Annotated in this window: 13 protein-coding genes and 1 tRNA gene; 9 read left to right on the top strand and 5 right to left on the bottom strand. The window is 69.0% G+C overall.

Annotated features, from left to right (window positions below; translation table 11 throughout):
- Positions 1 to 7: 7 nt before the first annotated feature.
- A complete protein-coding gene (locus tag SJY26_RS04955; RefSeq protein ID WP_396595040.1) occupies positions 8 to 2,842 on the bottom strand; it encodes a M16 family metallopeptidase in 2,835 nt (944 codons plus the stop codon).
- A 192-nt stretch (positions 2,843 to 3,034) separates the two neighbouring features.
- Positions 3,035 to 3,919, bottom strand: a complete 885-nt coding sequence (locus tag SJY26_RS04960; RefSeq protein WP_396595041.1) for an isoaspartyl peptidase/L-asparaginase family protein — start codon at positions 3,917 to 3,919, stop codon at positions 3,035 to 3,037.
- A 177-nt stretch (positions 3,920 to 4,096) separates the two neighbouring features.
- Between SJY26_RS04960 and SJY26_RS04965 the strand changes: the two genes are divergently transcribed.
- Positions 4,097 to 5,098 carry an NADPH:quinone oxidoreductase family protein gene (locus SJY26_RS04965; protein WP_396595042.1) on the top strand — a complete coding sequence of 334 codons (1,002 nt, stop codon included), beginning with the start codon at positions 4,097 to 4,099 and terminating at the stop codon, positions 5,096 to 5,098.
- Positions 5,095 to 5,850 carry a 2OG-Fe(II) oxygenase gene (locus SJY26_RS04970; protein WP_396595043.1) on the top strand — a complete coding sequence of 252 codons (756 nt, stop codon included), beginning with the start codon at positions 5,095 to 5,097 and terminating at the stop codon, positions 5,848 to 5,850. Before SJY26_RS04965 ends, SJY26_RS04970 begins: the two co-directional genes overlap by 4 nt.
- Here the strand turns inward: SJY26_RS04970 and SJY26_RS04975 are convergent.
- Positions 5,844 to 6,242 (bottom strand): YkvA family protein, encoded by a 399-nt coding sequence (locus SJY26_RS04975; RefSeq protein WP_396595044.1) that lies wholly within the window; start codon positions 6,240 to 6,242, stop codon positions 5,844 to 5,846. The two genes, SJY26_RS04970 and SJY26_RS04975, sit on opposite strands and share 7 nt — an antisense overlap.
- A 57-nt stretch (positions 6,243 to 6,299) precedes the next feature.
- Here SJY26_RS04975 and SJY26_RS04980 point away from each other — a divergent pair, with 57 nt between their 5' ends.
- From SJY26_RS04980 to SJY26_RS04990, 3 genes are all read left to right on the top strand, one after another.
- A complete protein-coding gene (locus SJY26_RS04980; RefSeq protein ID WP_396595045.1) occupies positions 6,300 to 7,082 on the top strand; it encodes an SDR family NAD(P)-dependent oxidoreductase in 783 nt (260 codons plus the stop codon).
- Positions 7,083 to 7,231: 149 nt separating this feature from the next.
- A tRNA-Gly gene (locus tag SJY26_RS04985) sits at positions 7,232 to 7,306 on the top strand.
- A gap of 102 nt (positions 7,307 to 7,408) precedes the next feature.
- Positions 7,409 to 8,068, top strand: a complete 660-nt coding sequence (locus tag SJY26_RS04990; protein ID WP_396595046.1) for a TMEM175 family protein — start codon at positions 7,409 to 7,411, stop codon at positions 8,066 to 8,068.
- Here the strand turns inward: SJY26_RS04990 and purU are convergent.
- A complete protein-coding gene (gene purU, locus SJY26_RS04995; RefSeq protein WP_396595705.1) occupies positions 8,065 to 8,898 on the bottom strand; it encodes a formyltetrahydrofolate deformylase in 834 nt (277 codons plus the stop codon). The two genes, SJY26_RS04990 and purU, sit on opposite strands and share 4 nt — an antisense overlap.
- Before the next feature lie 55 nt (positions 8,899 to 8,953).
- Positions 8,954 to 9,997 (bottom strand): phytase, encoded by a 1,044-nt coding sequence (locus SJY26_RS05000; RefSeq protein WP_396595047.1) that lies wholly within the window; start codon positions 9,995 to 9,997, stop codon positions 8,954 to 8,956.
- Positions 9,998 to 10,129: 132 nt separating this feature from the next.
- On the opposite strand from SJY26_RS05000, the gene SJY26_RS05005 reads away from it, so the two are divergent.
- From SJY26_RS05005 to lpdA, 4 genes are all read left to right on the top strand, one after another.
- A complete protein-coding gene (locus SJY26_RS05005; protein WP_396595048.1) occupies positions 10,130 to 12,949 on the top strand; it encodes a TonB-dependent receptor in 2,820 nt (939 codons plus the stop codon).
- Positions 12,950 to 13,148: 199 nt separating this feature from the next.
- Entirely contained in the window at positions 13,149 to 14,972 is a 1,824-nt protein-coding gene (locus SJY26_RS05010; RefSeq protein WP_396595049.1) for a PAS domain-containing protein, read from the top strand.
- Positions 14,973 to 15,075: 103 nt separating this feature from the next.
- Positions 15,076 to 15,567 carry a hypothetical protein gene (locus SJY26_RS05015; RefSeq protein ID WP_396595050.1) on the top strand — a complete coding sequence of 164 codons (492 nt, stop codon included), beginning with the start codon at positions 15,076 to 15,078 and terminating at the stop codon, positions 15,565 to 15,567.
- 156 nt (positions 15,568 to 15,723) lie between these two features.
- Positions 15,724 to 17,142 (top strand): dihydrolipoyl dehydrogenase, encoded by a 1,419-nt coding sequence (lpdA, locus tag SJY26_RS05020; protein WP_396595051.1) that lies wholly within the window; start codon positions 15,724 to 15,726, stop codon positions 17,140 to 17,142.
- Position 17,143 lies beyond the last annotated feature (1 nt).

Here is a 17,143-nt window from a genome sequence, read left to right on the forward strand (position 1 = left end):
CCGTCGATCACTGCAGGGCGGCGCTGTCGAGGTTCAGGGCCGTCAGCGGGATGACCTCGACCTGCGGATATTTCGCCCGGAGCGCCTCGATGAAGGTGGAGGCGTCGCCGACGATGACCAGGCTGGCCCGGTCGACCGGCAGGTGTTCGGCGAAGGCCGACTGCACCGCTGCCCCGTCGATCGCCTCGACCTTGCCGACATAGGCCGACAGTTCGCTCATCGGCAGGTCATAGAGGGCGAGGCCGGCGACAAGGCCGCCGAGGCCGTCGACGGTCTCCAGCTGGCTGCCGAAGGCCCCGGTCAGGATGGCCTGACGGGTGGTCAGCTCCTGGTCGGTGGGCCGGGTCGTGGACAGGCGGGCGATTTCGGCCAGGATCAGGTCGGCGACCTCGACGGCCGCGTCATTGCGGGTCTGGGCGCTGGCGGTGAACAGGCCGTCCTCGCGGCGGACGCCCAGCGACGAGCGGGTGCCGTAGCTGAGGCCGCGCTTGATGCGGATCTCCTGATTGAGGCGCGAGGTGAAGCTGCCGCCCAGCAGGGTGTTGCCCAGCGTCAGGGGGAAGTAGTCGGCGTCGGTGCGTGAGACGCCGCGCAGGGCCACGGTGACGGCGGCCTGACCGGCTCCCGGCTGGTCGATGACGACCACGCGCGGTGGCAGGGGGCTGCCGGCAGGGGTCGACGCGGTGTCCGTTGCGGACCCGGCAGCGCGCCAGTCGCCGAAGGCCGATTGCGCCAGGGTCCGGGCCTCCGCTTCCGTGATCGCACCCGAGAACACCAGAGTGGCGTCCGAAGGACGGTAGAGGCGCTGGTGGAAGCCGGCGACGTCCTCGCGCGTCAGGGCCGGCAGGGTGGTCAGGGTGCCGCTGCCGGGTGCTCCATAGGCGGCGTCACCATAGATGACCCGGGCCGCGGCCTGCGCTGCGACCGGGCCGGGGGTGGCGAGGCTGACGCGCAGGCTGTCGAGGGTCTGGTCGCGCTGGCGCTCCAGCTCCTCGGCGGCGAAGGCGGGGTTGCGCACCAGATCGGCCATCAGGGCCACGGCCTGCGGGAAGACGTTGGCCGGGGCATTGGCGTAGACGTTGGAGAAGTCGGGCCCGGCCCCGGCGCCCAGATTGGCCCCCAACTGCTCGATCTCGGTGGCGATCTGCGGGGCGCTCCGGGTGGCCGTGCCCTGGGTCAGGAGGGCGGCGGTCATGGCCGCCAGACCGGCCTTGCCGGCGGGCTCGTCGGCCGAGCCGGCGTCAAAATTCAGCCGCGCCGACACGAGCGGCAGGCCGGTCTTCTCGACCACCAGCACGCGCAGGCCATTGTCGAGGGTAAAGTCCGCCACCGCCGGGGTCGCGGGCGAGACCGGGTCGGTGGTGTCCGGCAGGGCCGCGCGCTGGCCTTCAGGCAACAGTTCAAAGATCCGCCCGACCGGGGCCAGATCGGCGACAGTGACCGGCGCGGTCACCCCCGTCGCCTGCTGCGAGACGGGATTGGCGTCGTCGGCGTTCAGATAGCGGATGGTTACCGCGCGCTGCGGCGTCAGATAGCGGTTGGCGACACGCTGGATGTCTGCGGCGGTCACGGCCTGGAGCGCGGCCAGCTCGCGGTCGGCGACAGCGGCATCGCCCGTGTTGATCAGGGCGAAGCCCAGCACATTGGCGCGGTCCTCGATGGTCTCGCGGCTGCGCAGGGCGTTGGCCACCAGCTCGTTCCGGGCCTCGGCCAGCTCGGCCTCGGTGACCGGCGTGTCGCGGAAACGGGCGATCTCGGCCGCGATGGCGGCGATCCCGGTCTCAGGCGTCTCGCCGCCGGCCATGATGGCGTAGGCGGACAGGTTGCCGGCCTTGCGGGCGAAGTCGGGTCGTGAGGCGGCCTGGGCGGCGATCTGCTGTTCATAGACCAGCGACCGGTACATCCGGGAGCTTTCGCCGGTCGACAGGATGCCGTCCAGCACGGTCAGCGGGATGCGGTCGGGATGGTCATAGGCCACGGTCGGCCAGGCGAGGACCACCGCCGGAAGGGGGACGTTCGGGGCGTGGAAGGTGACCTCGCGCGGCCCGGTCGGCTCGGGCTCGGCGACGGTGCTGTCCGGCAGGGGCCGGTCCGGGTTGGCGATCGGCGCGAAATAGCGGTCGATCCAGCCGTCCAGCTGGGCCGGCTCGAAATTGCCCGAGACGATCAGGAAGGCGTTGTCCGGCCGGTAGTAGGTGGCGTGGAAGCGGCGCACGTCCTCGATGGTCGCGGCGTCCAGATCCTCGATCGAGCCGATGGTCGAGCGGCGATAGGGGCTGTCCTGATAGATGGTCGCCGGCACGAACAGGCTGAACAGCCGGCCGTAGGGCTGGGCCAGGACGCCCTGGCGGTACTCCTCCTTGACGACGTCGCGCTCGCTCTCGAACACGGCCTCATTGACCACCAGCGAGGACAGGCGGCTGGCCTCGGCGAAGATCAGCCGCTCGAGGTGGTTGGCGGGGATGGTCTGGAAATAGGCGGTGACGTCGTCGGAGGTGAAGGCGTTGTTGTTGCCGCCCACATCCTCGGTCAGCCGGTCGAAGGTCTCGTCCGGAAAGTCCTTGGTGGCCTTGAACATCAGGTGTTCGAACAGGTGGGCAAAGCCCGACCGGCCCTCGGGATCGTCGACCGAGCCGACCCGGTACCAGACCTGGACCGTCACATTCGAGGTCGAGGTGTCGCGGGCGGTATAGACCTCGAGCCCGTTCGCCAGGGTGCGTTTGGCAAAGCCCAGCGGAGGTACGGCGACAGCCGTGGCCGGCGTGGACGGGGTCTGGGCGAGAACCGGGGCCCCGGAGAGCAGGGCGAGGGCGGCGACCGCCGACAACAGACGCGATTTCATGGGCTCGGGCTCCGGATGGTTTCGGGCACCGTATCAGGGCGGGGAGGCGCTGTAAGTTACAGCGGTGTAATGTGGGCGGTGGTTGGTGGCTGGTGCGAGTGATCAGTGATTTCTCGCGGCTGACGGCAACCGGGGCAGGACGGCCAAACCACAATCACCAGCCACCAACCACTCGCCACCAACCACCGCCTTCTACCGCCCGAACACCTCGACACCGATCTCGCCGTCGGGGGTCAGCCAGGCGCGCTTCATGCCCTGGCTGTTGAAGGGGTCGGCGCGGTGTCCGGCCGCGTCCAGCGCGATCAGGCCGCCGTCGCCGCCTAGCTCACCGATTCCGGCGATCACCGCCGCGCCGGCCTCGGCGATCGAGGCCCCCGCCTCGACCCGCCAGTCGATCTGGGCTGCCGCCGCCGTGCGGATGAAATATTCGCCCTGTCCGGTGCAGGAGACCGCGACGCGATCCGTAGCCCAGACGCCCGATCCCGGCAGAGGCGTGTCCCCCACCCGGCCGGGCAGCTTGCCGAACACGCCCCCGGTCGAGGTCGCCGCCGCCAGCCGGCCCTCCCGGTCCAGCACGCAGCAGCCGACCGTGCCATGGGCGAGGGCCGGGCCCTGTCCCGGAGGATGATTGTCCTCGCCCTGTCCTGCGCGCGTGAACCAGGCCTGCGGATCCTCGATCGGCGCCAGCCCCTGTTCACCCGCGAACCGCGCCGCGCCGGCCCCGGCCAGCAGCACGTGGGGGGTCTGGTCCATCACCGCCCGGGCGGCGCGGATCGGGTTGCGATAGCCCTGGAAGGCCGCCACGGCCCCGGCCCGCCGGGTCGCCCCGTCCATCAGACTGGCGTCCAGCTCATAGTCCCCGGCCAGATTGGGCGAGGCCCCGCGCCCGGCGACGTAGAGCCCCGAATCCTCCAGCCGCACCGTGGTCTCGACCGCCACATCCAGCGCCAACGCCCCCGCCATCAGCCGGTCGCGCATGGCCTCGACCACTTCGCGCATATGGTCGATCTCGCGGCTGTAGTCGCGGCCGCGACGCGCGCCGGCACCGCCGTGCAGGATAAGGGCGGGGGCGGGCATGGCGTCTCCTGAAATCGTTCGGCCTCTTTCATTCGGGCCGGCGCCTGATTAGCGTCCATCCGAACCGCGCGCCACAGTCCAGCCGGAGCAGGGCGCGCTCCCTCCACCCACCTGACAGGGCGGCCTCAAGCAGCGCGAATGCGCGATAGACCCCCCGAGCGAAGCGAGACCCAGAGAATGCGTGCAGTGCTTTCGAAGACCGTTGGCGGTCCCTCGTCCCTGGTGGTGGAGGAGGTTCTGGATCCGACGCCGAAGGCCGGCGAGGTGGTGATCGAGGTCAAGGCCGTGGGGGTCAACTTCCCCGACACCCTGATCATTGAAGACAAATACCAGTTCAAGCCCGAGCGGCCCTTCTCGCCGGGCGGCGAGATCGCCGGCGTGGTCGAGGCGGTCGGCGAGGGCGTCAAGGGCGTGTTCAAGGGCGACCGCGTCATCGCCATGACCGGCTGGGGCGGGATGGTCGAACGCATCGCGGTCCGGGCCGAAACCCTGATCAAGATGCCCGACGCCATGGCCTTCGAGGAGGCCGCAGCCCTGGTGATGACCTATGGCACCTCCTACTACGCGCTCAAGGACCGGGCCGGGCTGAAAGCCGGAGAGCGGCTGCTGGTGCTGGGTGCGGCCGGGGGCGTGGGGGCCGCGGCCGTGGAACTGGGCAAGGCCATGGGGGCCCAGGTCACCGCCGCCGCCTCGACCAATGACAAGGTCCAGTTCGCGCTCGACCTCGGGGCCGACAACGGGCTGATCTATCCGTCGGGGGCCATGGACAAGGCCGCCCAGAAGGAGCTGTCGGGCGAATTCCGCCTCGCCTGCGGCAAGGACGGTCCGGATGTCGTCTATGACGGGGTCGGCGGCGACTATGCCGAGCCGGCGCTGCGCTCGATGGACTGGAACGGCCGCTATCTGGTGGTCGGCTTCCCCGCGGGAATCCCGTCTTTCCCGTTGAACCTGACCCTGCTGAAATCGGTGTCAGTGATCGGAGTCTTCTGGGGAGCCGGGGCGGCCCGGGATCCCGAAGGCCACCGGGCCAATATGGCCGACCTGATGGCCTTGTGGGCCGAGGGCAAGATCAAACCCCGGGTCAGCCAGACCTTCCCGCTGGAGCGCGCCCATGAGGCCATTCAGGCCCTGTCCGATCGGACCGTCATGGGCAAGGTGGTGGTGACCGTCGAGTCGTGATCCGGCTATCCCCCGATCTGGATGTCGCGGCCCTGGCCCATGCCTTTGCGGCGGGCGGCCAGCGGCTGCACGTGCCCGGTGTGCTCGCCCCCGAGAGCGCCGAGGCCGTCGCCGCGGCGCTGGAGGCGGAAACGCGCTGGAAGACCACGGTGGCGGCGGGTGGGGCCTTTCTGGAGCTGCCGCTGAACGGCCGGGTGGCCGAGGATCCGGCCAAACAGGCCTGGCTGGACGAGGCCGCCGTCGACGGTTCCAGCCCCCTGACCCAGTACATCTTCGACACGCGGCGGCTGTCGGCGGCGGCGGATCTGGACGAGACGCGGGGCGATGCCGCCGACGCCGTGCCGGCCTTTCTGAACAGTCTCGAGTTCCTCGCCTTCGCCCGGGCCGTGACGGGCGACGACCGGATCGATCTGGCCGACGCCCAGGCCTCGCGCTACCGGCCCGGCCATGTTCTGACCGCGCACAACGACGTCTCCGCCGGCAAGAACCGGCTGTATGGCTATGTGCTGAACTTCAGCCGGGAGTGGCGGGCCGACTGGGGCGGCAATCTGCTGTTCCATGGCGAGGACGGCCATATCGAGCACGGCTGGGTCCCGGCCTTCAACGCCCTGAACCTGTTCGTGGTGCCGACCCGCCACGCCGTGACCCAGGTGGCCTCTTTCGCGCCGCGCGACCGGTTCTCCATCGTCGGCTGGCTGCGGTCGCACACGCCTGTCGGGCCCCAGTCCCGGACAGGCCCCCGGACCTACTGACCCTTGAGCCGGTCCAGCGCCTTCTCGGCTAGCTCGCGGTGGCGTTTGCGGATATTGGCCCCGAGGGTGGCGATCACGGCGGTGATGACAGCCGCGTCGTCGGTGAAGCCGATGCCGGCCAGCACATCGGGAATGGCGTCGATCGGCATGACGAAATAGGCCAGCGCCCCCAGCATGATGCCCTTGGCCGCCATCGGCGTTTCCGGGTCACGCGCGGCGTAATAGACCGCCACCACCTGGTCAGCGAAGGGGATGCGGGCCGCGACCCGGCCGATCTTGGGCCAGAATCCCTGACGGACCCGCACCTCATTGACCCGCTGCACCGAGGGCACCAGCGCCTTTGCGGGGTCGATGGCCTCGGCGGGGTCGATCGGTTTGGCTTTGGCGGTCATGGCGGCTAAATCCCCGCGGCGATCAGAGGTTCAGATCGCAATATAGGGACGAATACCATGAAACTCGACGGGTCGATCGCGGCGGTGGTGACGGGCGGAGCCTCCGGGCTCGGTGAGGGGACGGCGCGGGCGATCGCGGCCACGGGGGCGAGGGTCGCCCTGTTCGATCTCAACGCTGAAAAGGGCGAGGCGATTGCAGCTGAGATCGGCGGCATCTTCTGCGCCGTGGACGTCACCGACGACGCCTCCGTCGCCGCAGCCTTCGCGAAGGCCCGCGCAGCCCATGGCCAGGAGCGGCTGCTGGTCAACTGCGCCGGCATCGCCACCGGCATGAAGACCGTGTCGCGCAAGAAGGACACGGGCGAGATCAAGGCCCACGACATGGCCCAGTTCGAACGGACCGTGCGGGTCAATCTTTTCGGCACCTTCCGGGTGCTCAGCCAGTCGGCGGCCGGAATGGTGACGCTGGAGAAGCTGGAAGACGGCGAGCGCGGGGCCATCGTCAACACCGCCTCTGTGGCCGCTCAGGACGGTCAGGTGGGCCAGGCGGCCTATTCGGCCTCCAAGGGCGGGGTCTATGCCATGACGCTGCCGATCGCCCGTGATCTGGCCCAGGAGGGCATCCGGGTGAACACCATCCTGCCCGGGATCATGTGGACCCCGATGATGGCCGGCATGGACCAGAAGATCCAGGACGCCCTCGCCGCCCAGATCCCCTTCCCCAGCCGCCTCGGCACCCCGGCCGACTATGCCAGTCTGGTGCTGGAGCTGGCCCGCAACGTCTATATCAACGGCGAATGCATCCGGCTGGACGGGGCAATTCGCATGGCTCCGCGTTAAGGGGCGCTACCGCTCGCGACGCGGTCGCTCGCTGCTTGAGCGCGGTTCCTGCGTTTTCTGCATCGGGGGGCTTGCGAGGCACCGATGCTTCCCGCTATAGGCCCCGCTCTCGACGAGACGGATCGCCCAGCCGGGCCCCGTTACGGAGTGCGGGCGTAGCTCAGTGGTAGAGCACAACCTTGCCAAGGTTGGGGTCGAGAGTTCGAATCTCTTCGCCCGCTCCAGTCGAACGAAAAGACCCGGTCGCGAGACCGGGTCTTTTTCGTTTCGGGCCTGAACTTGCCAGGCGCCGCCGCGCGCGCCAACCTCCGTTACGGGAGGGCCCCATGGAGCGATCATTTCGACCGAGCGAAGGGAAACGGCTGGACGCCTTCGTGGACTCCGCCTTTGCCTTCGCAGTCTCCCTGCTGATCATCGCCGGGGGGCAGCCGATGGCCTCGTTTGATGACCTGATGCGGGCCCTGATGAGGGTTCCGGCCTTTCTCGCGGGGTTCGCCCTGATCGTGCTGTTCTGGATGGCGCATCGGACCTGGTCGGCACTGGAGCCGCAGCGGAATGCGCAGGCGACATGGCTGAGCCTCGCCATCGTCTTCATGGTGCTGATCTTCGTCTTTCCGCTGCGCCTCCTGACGGAAACGGCGACCCATTTCCTCTCGGGCGGCTTGCTGCCCGGCGCCGGGCTCATCCGGAGCCTTGACCAGCTGGGATGGACCTATCTCGTCTACGGGATCGGATTTGCCATTCTGTCCGCCCTGTTCGCCCTGCTGTTCCGTCAGGCAAGGGCCTCGATCGCGCCGGACCGGGTGCGATCCGCCTCGCAATGGAGCCGGACATGGACCCTGGCAGCCGTGGCCGGCGTCCTGTCCGGCCTTCTGGCGCTGACGCCCGTGCTGCGCGCGGCACCCTGGGCTCCCGGCATGATCTACTGGATCATCCCTTTGGGCCTCGGTCTTGGACTGGCTTCAGGCCGGCGCGCGAAAGCCTAGCCCTCGAACACCACCGTCCGGGCCCCGGCCAGCAGGACGCGGTCCTCGAGGTGTTTGCGCACGGCCCGGGCCAGGACCCGGCGTTCGATGTCGCGGCCCTTGCGGACCAGATCCTCGGGCGTGTCGCGGTGGCTGATCCGCTCGACGTCCTGTTCGATGATCGGGCCCTCGTCGAGGTCGGCGGTGACATAGTGGGCGGTGGCCCCGATCACCTTCACGCCCCGGGCATGGGCCTGATGATAGGGCCGCGCGCCCTTGAAGCCCGGCAGGAAGGAGTGGTGGATGTTGATGCAGCGCCCCTCCAGCTGGCCGGCCAGGTCGTCGGACAGGATCTGCATGTAGCGGGCCAGGACCACCAGCTCGGTGCCCGTCTCCTCGATCAGGGCCAGCAGCCGGGCCTCCTGCTCCGCCTTGCGGGCGGGGTCGACGGGCATGTGGTGGAAGGGCAGGTCGCCCAGATCGACATGGCCGATCCGGCTGCGCTCATGGTTGGACACGATGCCGGTGATCGTCATCGGCAGTTCGTCGATGCGCCAGCGGTACAGCAGGTCGGCCAGACAGTGGTCGAAGCGCGAGGTCAGGATCATGACCCGGCGCGGCTCGGGCCCCCGTAGCGTCCAGTCCATGGCGTGGCGCTGTGCGAGGGGCGCGAAGGCCTCGCGCAGGGCCTCCGGCTCGGGTCCCTGCAGCACCACCCGCATGAAGAAGCGGCCGCTCTCGGGATCGCCGAACTGCTGGGCGTCGGAAATATTGCAGCCCTGGTCCGCCAGAAAGCCCGAGACCGCCGCCACCAGCCCCGACGCATCGGGGCAGGACAGGGTCAGGACCAGCGAGGGATCGGGGGCGGGCCCGGCCCGGCCGGACTGAGGCGACATCAGAGGTCCGTCACAGACCGAGCGCCGCCCGGATGTCGCGCCAGTCGACAAGCTTGTAGTTCTGCTGGCCGGGGTTGGGGACGTCCTCATGGTCGTGGAAGGCGACGACCCCTTGCGGAAAGGGACCGATGGGGCCGGAGAAGGCGTCCAGCCCGTCGGTCTGGGTGACGGCATCGATCACCGGACCGTCGACGATGGCGAAGCGACCCAGATAGATGTGGTCGTCGCCGGCGATCCGGTACACCGGATAGGTGCTGTCGCCCTGGCTGGACACGATCAGATACTCGACCCCGCGATCGCGCATGATGGTCAGGCCCTCGACGTCGGCGCGGATCCGGATCCGGTCAACACCGGCGATCGCCGTGGCTGTCGTGGGGCCGGCCGGGTCGAAATCAAAGCGCCAGACACCGACATCCTCCTCGCCGACATACAGGGTGTCGGCCGTGTCATGGACCACACAGCCTTCCAGCTGGCTGCCCAGGGTCAGGACCCGGGCCTCGCCGATGACCGGGCCGGTCGGGCCGGCAGAGACGGGCATCTGGTGCACGGTGCCGGCCTTGGTGGTCACGACCATGAAGACGTCGTCGCCGCGCCGGCCGAGGCAGAAGCCATAGGGCTCGTAGGCGGTGGACAGAAAGCCATAGTCGGTGGTGGTCAGGGTCGCCGGATCGAACAGGTACAGATTGACCCCATTGGCCCCCGGCGCGTCGTTGCTGGCGGCCACCAGCACCCGTTCGCCCTGCGGCGTGGGGAAGCCCGTGCGCAGATCGACATTGTTGACCGGGCCCGACGGCAGGAACTGGCGGACCGTGCCGTCCAGATTGTGGACATAGAGGCCGTCGGACTTGTCGGTGCCGAACATCACGGCGCGGGCCGGATCGGCGGGATCGGCCCACAGCGCCGGATCGTCGGCGTCGACCTCGGGATCCGTGGTGACCAGGGTTTCGACGGCCGCCATCACGGGCCGGGCGGGATCACCGGGGGCCAGCACGCCCTGCGGTCCCCGGTTCTCGACCGTGGCACAGGCTGCGGTCAGCACGGTCAGCCCAAGCATTGTCAAGAATGCGTAATGGTTTGGTCGTCTAAACATCACTGGCCGCACCCCGGTTGCGCAAACTATCTGGTCAGCCGCAGAAACATGATCTCCGCCACCGGTCAACCCGTGGCGAGTGCTGGGGGCACAAGCATGAAAAAGTCTCTTATCCTCGGGGCCGCTCTGGTTCCGTTGCTTCTGGCCGTCTCGGCACCGGCCGCGGTTGCCGGACCCGTTACAGGCACAGTGTCGGACAGCTCGGGAACCAGAACCCTGCAGGGAGCCGATGTGACCATCGTGCAGCTGGGCCTGCGGGCGACGGTCGGCGCGGACGGCCGGTACCGGTTCGGTGACGTCCCGGCCGGCACCTATACGCTGCGGGTCCGCTTCGCCGGCGCCCGCGAGGAGACACGCGAGGTGGTGGTTCCCGCAACGGGCGATGTGGCCGTCGATTTCGTGCTCTCGCCCCTGGCCTCCATGACGGGCGACGTCGATGATGTCCTGGTCATCGGCCAGCGCGCCAACTTCCTCAGCGCCATCACGCGCCAGCGCAACGCCGACACCGTCCAGACCGTCCTGACCCGTGACGCCATCGGCCAGTTTCCCGACCAGAACGTGGCCGAGGCCCTGCGCCGCGCCCCGGGGATCAACGTCCTGAACGACCAGGGCGAGGGCCGCTTTGTCTCGGTCCGGGGTCTCGACCCGAACCTCAACTCGGCCTCGATCAACGGCAACCGCGTGCTGGCCACCGGCGGTGACGAGCGGGCCGTGGCGCTGGATGTGATCCCGTCCGAGCTGATCGAATCCATCGAGATCAAGAAGTCGCTGACGCCCGACATGGACGGCGACACCATCGGCGGCTCGATCGACATCGCGACGACCAGCTCGCTTGACCGCCGCCGCAATCTCTACACCGCCTCGATCGAGGGCTCCTACAACGACCAGAACGAGAAGACCTCGCCCAAGGGCAGCTTCGACTTTGTTCACAAGTTCAGCGACCGGTTCGGCATCGCCGGCGGCGCGAGCTACTACAATCGCGAGTTCGCCACCGACAACGTCGAGATGGACGGCTGGGAAGAGGACGGGGGCAATGTCTATGCCGAGGATCTCGAATACCGCGACTATGACGTCACGCGCGAACGTTATGGCGCGACCCTGACCCTCGACTACCGGCCGAACGACGCGACCCAGCTGTATCTGCGCGGTCTCTATTCCAAGTTCGATGACACCGAGCTGCGCACCCGGCTGAGCTTCGGCTTCGACGAGCCGACATCGACGACCGCCGACAGCGCGACCTTCGACTCCGCCGACGGCCGGATTCGGGTGGAGCGCGACCTGAAGGACCGCCGCGAGGTCCAGTCGGTGCGCACGGTCTCGGCCGGGGGGCGGACCGACATGGGCGCCTGGCGCTTCAACTATGACGTGGCGTACTCCGAGGCGGATCAGACCGAGGACGGCTCCATCGACCCTGTCGTCTTCCGCCGTGACTTCGAGGAGGCGGGCGAACTGGGCGTGACGATCGACTATTCGGACCTGCGCCGGCCCGGCTATCTGGTGAACTTTGGCGAGGCCAACCTACTGCGCGCCTCCGACTACGAGTTCGACGCGCTCGAGCGGACCACCGACGAGGACGCGCGGGACCGCGAGTTCTCGGCCAAGTTCGACGCCGCCTATGACATGTTCGTCGGCAGCAACAGCGTCGAGCTCAAGTTCGGGGCCAAGGCGCGCCAGCGCGAGAAGCGTCTGAGCTTCGTCTTCGACATCTACGACGGCTATGACGGCGACTTCACCCTCGCCGACGTTCCCGGCAGCCAGACCTACGGTCTGGCCGTGATCGATCCGCTCCCGGGCCTGACCCAGATCCGCGACTTCTTCGCCACCAACCGGGCCCTGTTCGAGCGCAACGACCTCGACAGCGACTTCGCCAGCAATGCCGAAAGCTACACCGCCGACGAGGACATCTACGCCGGCTACGCCCAGGCCCGGTTCGAGACCGGAACCCTGCGTGTCATCGGCGGCGTCCGGGTCGAGCACACCGAGACTGAACTGAACGGCAGCCGGCTCGACCTCGTCGAGGAGGGGGCGACCCGGGACGGCGTGGTTCTGGACGAGGACAGCCTGTTCATCACCCCGGTCCAGTACGACCGCAGCTATACCGACGCCCTGCCCAGCCTGAACATCCGCTACACGGCGGCACCGGATCTGATCGCCCGCTTCGGAGCCTTCCGCTCGGTCGTCCGGCCCAGCTTCGGCCAGCAGGCCCCGCGCTTCCTCATTGAGGAGAACGAGGACGGCGAGCGCTCGGGCGAGTTCGGTAATCCGGACCTCGACCCCTACAAGGCGTGGAATTTCGACGCCACGCTGGAATATTATCTGGCCCCCGAGGCCGTGATCCAGGGCGGCCTGTTCTACAAGTCGATCGAGGACTACATCGTCGCCGCCGAGTTCGAGGACGGCGTGTTCAACGGCATCGCCTATGACGAGGCGGTGATCCCGGTGAACGGCGAGGAGGCGACGGTCTTCGGCGTCGAGCTCAGCTACGGCCAGGCCCTGACTTTCCTGCCGGGTCCGTTCGACGGCCTGCTGGTCAATCTGAACTACACCTACACCGATGCCGAGGGTGAAGTGCTCGGCCGTACCGTGCCGCTGCCGACCTCGTCGGAGCATACGTTCAACGCCGTGCTCGGCTATGAAAAGGGCCCGGTCAGCCTGCGCGCCGCCGGGGCGTATCGCTCGGGCTATCTGGACGAACTGGGCGGCGACGCCGACAGCGACCGTTACGTGAAGTCGCATTTCCAGGTCGACCTCAGCGCCAAATACCGTGTGACACCGAACGTCCAGCTGTTCGGGGAACTGGTTAACGCCAACGACGCCACCTACACCGCCTTCCAGCGCGGGCCGGGCCGGGATCGCCTGCTGCAGTACGAAGAGTATTCGTGGACGGGCAAGTTCGGGGTTCGTCTCAACTTCTGAGGCGGAGTTCCGGGACAAAAGATGGGGGTCGGGCGGCAACGTCCGGCCCCTTTTTCGTGCGTCCGGTCAAAGCCGTCCCGGTCGCGCGAATGCGACTGGACCCGCGCCGGCCAAGGCCCTAACCGGCTGGGCGGGCGCGGCGCGGCCCTTGCAAGGCCGCCGGACCCTCCCCCGGCGCGTGCCAAGACAGGATTTGCGAATGTTCATGGAAGGCGACATCGACTGGACCCTCGTGCTGGGCCTTGTCGCGGCCGTGACCTCGATCGTCGCTGTCCTTGCCCTGGGCTTTGCCTTCAACAACCGCACACGGCACGTCTCGACCTCGGACGCCCTGGAAGCGGCCTCGAAAGCCGCCGAGGCCGCCGAGGCCCGGCTGTTGGAGACGCTCAACGCCATCCCCGTCGCCCTGGTCCAGACCGACAAGGGGGGCAAGTTCACCTTTGCCAACCGCGCCGCCCACCAGCTGATGGGCCGGCGTGATGCCGAGCTGCTGGGGTTGCGGTTCCACTCGGCGACCTGGGGCATCACCTATCCCGACGGCCGGTCCGTGCCGCCGGATCTCCTGCCCAGCGCCCGGGCGCTGCGGGGCCAGACGGTCAAGGGCTTCCAGCACATCCTCGCCAACCCGGCCACCCGGCGGAAGATGCTTGTCTCGGTCACCGCCATGCCGATCGAGGACGCGCGCGGCCAGATCATCGGCTCCACAGCCGCCATCGTCGAGACCGAGGGCCTGACCACGCCCGAGCCGGTCTCGCCCGAGACGGTTGCGCCGGCGGCCGGGGCCGATGACCTGACCCGCCGGGTGTTCGAGGCTGCCTCCAGCGCCCTGGTGGTCGTCGCCGCCAATGGCGTGGTGCGCGAGGTCAATCCTGTGGCGCTCGCCCTGTTCGGTCGCACGGCAGACGTCATCGGCAGTGATTTCGCGGACCAGTTCCTGGGCGAGACTGAACGGGTCGAAGGCCGCCAGACCCTGCGTGCCGCCCTCAATGCCGCGCCGGGCGAGGCGGATGCCATCGTCTCCACCCTCGGCGGCGACCATGGCGTCATCTGGCGCATCCTGCCGCTCAATGACCCGGGCACGCCGGTCGACGCCGTGCTGCTGGCCGGCGACCCCGCGCCTGATCCGGCGGCGTCGATCGAGGCCGCGGCCGGTCCGGCCGCCGAAGCTGTCACGATGACACCTGACCCGTCGGTCGCCGCCCCGGCCGGGGCGCTGGACGCCGCCCTTGCGGACCAGGGCCGGCTCGAGGCCGAGATCGAGACCCTGCGGACGGCGCTCGAGGCCGCGCGATCCGAATCCGCCGAGGCGGTCGCGGCGGCGCGTGCCGAGGCCATCGCCCGCGCCGACCGTGCCGACGAGGCCAGCCGCCGTCTGGAAAGCGTCGGACGGCTGACCGGGGGCGTCGCCCAGGATTTCCACGCCCTGCTGGCGGTGATGACCAGCGCCCTCGACATGCTGCTGAAGGCGGCGGAGGATCCCGCCCGGGTCCGGCGTCTGGGTCAGGCCGCGCTGGCGGCCGGCCAGAGAGGCGAGGCCCTGACCCGGCGCCTGACCGCCTTCTCCCAGGGCGAGGCCCTGCATGCCCGGGTGCTGGACGCCGGGGTCCTGCTGCGGGCCATGGAGACCCGGCTGCGGGCCCTGGCCGGTCCGGGCATTGATCTCCTGATCGAGGGGCCCTCCGTCGAGGCTCCCGTCCGGGTCGATCCGGTCGGGTTCGAGGGTGCGGTCGAGGCCCTGGTCCGCAATGCGGTCGAGGCGCTGGATGGCGCGGGGTCCCTGGCCGTCCGTCTCGAGGTCGTCGAGGGCGGGGCGCGCCTGACGGTGCGCGACACCGGGCCGGGTCTCGATGCGGCCACTGCGGCCCGGGCGCTGGAGCCGTTCTTTACCACCCGTGACGGGGCCGCCGGTCTGGGTCTGGCCCAGGTTCATGCTTTCGCCCGCCAGTCCGGCGGAACCTTGGGCCTGACCGGGGCACCTGGCGAAGGCACCGAGGCGACCCTGACTCTCCCGGCTGCGGCCTGACCTGACTGGCGCGTCGGCTGCCGGGCCGGAAAGGGCGCGAGGGCTCTCGCGCGAACGCCGTTTTCCATGCTAGGCGTTAACCCTTGTATCGAGGGGGGCTTCGATGGTTTGGGTGTTCAGGATCAGCCTCGGGCTGATGATTCTGGCCTATGTGGCCTGGCAGGCGTGGCCGGTCGCGGACCTGCTGTCACACGGGGCCACCGCGTCCGACATCTGGGCGCTGGCCGGCGGGGCCTCGATCCCCGGGGCGGTCACCGCCGCGGCCTGGATCGCGGTGATCCTGCTCTATGCGGTTTCGGGTGTGCTGACAGCGGCCGGCCTGTCCTGGGCTCCCGGGGCGTGGTTCCTCGCCTTTGGCGGCGAAATCCTGCTGCGCCTGGACCTGTCCCCGGCCGGAGCCCCGCCGCCCCTGATCGACATGGCGGGCCGGGCCGCAGAGGCCTTTCGCCTCGCCGGCGTGGGTCTCGACCCGGCCCCCCTGTCCATGGCCGCCCTGCTCGGGGTGGGCCTTCTGGTGGTGGCGCTGGGAGCGTGGCGCGGCTGGAAGGGCGCGGCCCTGACCCGGTCCTGGGCGGTCCTGCCCGTGTGGGGCTGAAAGCCTGTACCGGACCGGGCCAGCCGGTCCGGCACCGCAGAAAACCCGCAGCGGCAGGTCCGGGGTGACGCAACGGTCGATCCGGCTGTTGCTTCTGTCGGCCCAGCCGTTAGGACATCGGCCATCCCCCCGACTTCGCCTGATCCAGAGGTTTCCATGGCCACCGCTGCCCCCGCCGCTCCCGTTTCCTACGATGTCGTCATCATCGGCGGTGGACCGGGCGGCTACAATGCCGCGATCCGCGCCGGCCAGCTGGGGATGAAGGTCGCCTGCGTCGAGATGCGCGAGACCTTGGGCGGCACCTGCCTGAACGTCGGCTGCATGCCCTCCAAGGCCCTGCTGCACGCTTCGGAGCTGTTCGAGTCGGCCAACACCGAGTTTGCAAAGATCGGCATCGAGGTGACGCCCAAGCTGAACCTGGGCCAGATGCACGCCCAGAAGAACGACAGCGTGACCGCCCTGACCAAGGGCATCGAATTCCTGTTCAAGAAGAACAAGGCCGACTGGATCAAGGGCAAGGGCCGGATCACCGGCCCGGGCACGGTCGAGGTCGAGGCCGTGGACGGCACGAAGACGATCCTCAAGGCGAAGGACATCGTCATCGCCACGGGCTCCGAGCCCACCCCCCTGCCGGGCGTCGAGTTCGTGCCGGGCAAGGTGGTCGATTCCACCGGGGCCCTGTCCCTGCCGGCGGTGCCGAAGAAGCTGATCGTGGTCGGGGCCGGCATCATCGGGCTTGAGCTGGGCTCGGTCTGGCGCCGGCTGGGGGCCGAGGTGACCGTGGTCGAATACCTGCCGCGCATCACGCCGGGCATGGACTCCGATCTGGCCTCCGCCTTCCAGCGCGTCCTGACCAAACAGGGCATGACCTTCAAGCTGGGCTCCAAGGTCACCGGCTCGAAGGTGGTCAAGGACGGCGTCGAACTGACGGTCGAGCCCGCCGCCGGCGGCGCGCCTGAGACCCTGACCGGGGATGTGGTGCTGGTGGCAATCGGCCGCCGGCCCTACACGGCCGGCCTCGGACTGGAGACGGTCGGGGTCGAGACCGACAAGCGCGGCGTCATCGTCGGCGACCACTTCAAGGTCGCGGACGGGGTGTGGGTCATCGGCGACGTCACCACCGGTCCGATGCTGGCCCACAAGGCGGAAGAAGACGCGGTCGCCGCCATCGAGCTGATCGCGGGCAAGGCCGGTCACGTCGACTACAATCTGGTGCCCAGCGTGGTCTACACCTTCCCGGAAGTGGCCTGGGTCGGCCAGACCGAGGACCAGCTGAAGGCCGACGGCATCGCCTACAAGGTCGGCAAATTCCCCTTCAGCGCCAACTCGCGCGCCAAGATCAACCATGAGACCGACGGCTATGCCAAGGTCCTGGCCGATCCGGTCACCGACCGTATCCTGGGCGTCCACATCATGGGCCCGCAGGCCGGCGAGATCATCGGCGAGGCCTGTGTCGCCATGGCCTTCGGCGGGGCGTCCGAAGACCTCGCCCGCACCAGCCACGCCCACCCGACCCGCTCGGAAGCCGTCAAACAGGCGGCCATGGGCGTCGAGGGCTGGACCATGCAGGCCTGAG

The sequence above is a fragment of the Brevundimonas sp. R86498 genome (assembly GCF_044598075.1).
Classification (GTDB): Bacteria; Pseudomonadota; Alphaproteobacteria; order Caulobacterales; family Caulobacteraceae; genus Brevundimonas.

Bases quoted from the DNA above. Each gene is read 5' to 3' on its own strand.
- SJY26_RS04980 (WP_396595045.1), top strand. From the start codon at position 6,300: ATGAAACTCGACGGGTCGATCGCGGCGGTGGTGACGGGCGGAGCCTCC.
- SJY26_RS04960 (WP_396595041.1), bottom strand. From the start codon at position 3,919: ATGCCCGCCCCCGCCCTTATCCTGCACGGCGGTGCCGGCGCGCGTCGC.
- SJY26_RS05000 (WP_396595047.1), bottom strand. From the start codon at position 9,997: ATGCTTGGGCTGACCGTGCTGACCGCAGCCTGTGCCACGGTCGAGAAC.
- SJY26_RS04955 (WP_396595040.1), bottom strand. From the start codon at position 2,842: ATGAAATCGCGTCTGTTGTCGGCGGTCGCCGCCCTCGCCCTGCTCTCC.
- SJY26_RS04965 (WP_396595042.1), top strand. From the start codon at position 4,097: ATGCGTGCAGTGCTTTCGAAGACCGTTGGCGGTCCCTCGTCCCTGGTG.
- SJY26_RS05010 (WP_396595049.1), top strand. From the start codon at position 13,149: ATGTTCATGGAAGGCGACATCGACTGGACCCTCGTGCTGGGCCTTGTC.
- SJY26_RS05005 (WP_396595048.1), top strand. From the start codon at position 10,130: ATGAAAAAGTCTCTTATCCTCGGGGCCGCTCTGGTTCCGTTGCTTCTG.
- SJY26_RS05015 (WP_396595050.1), top strand. From the start codon at position 15,076: ATGGTTTGGGTGTTCAGGATCAGCCTCGGGCTGATGATTCTGGCCTAT.
- SJY26_RS04990 (WP_396595046.1), top strand. From the start codon at position 7,409: ATGGAGCGATCATTTCGACCGAGCGAAGGGAAACGGCTGGACGCCTTC.
- SJY26_RS04975 (WP_396595044.1), bottom strand. From the start codon at position 6,242: ATGACCGCCAAAGCCAAACCGATCGACCCCGCCGAGGCCATCGACCCC.
- lpdA (WP_396595051.1), top strand. From the start codon at position 15,724: ATGGCCACCGCTGCCCCCGCCGCTCCCGTTTCCTACGATGTCGTCATC.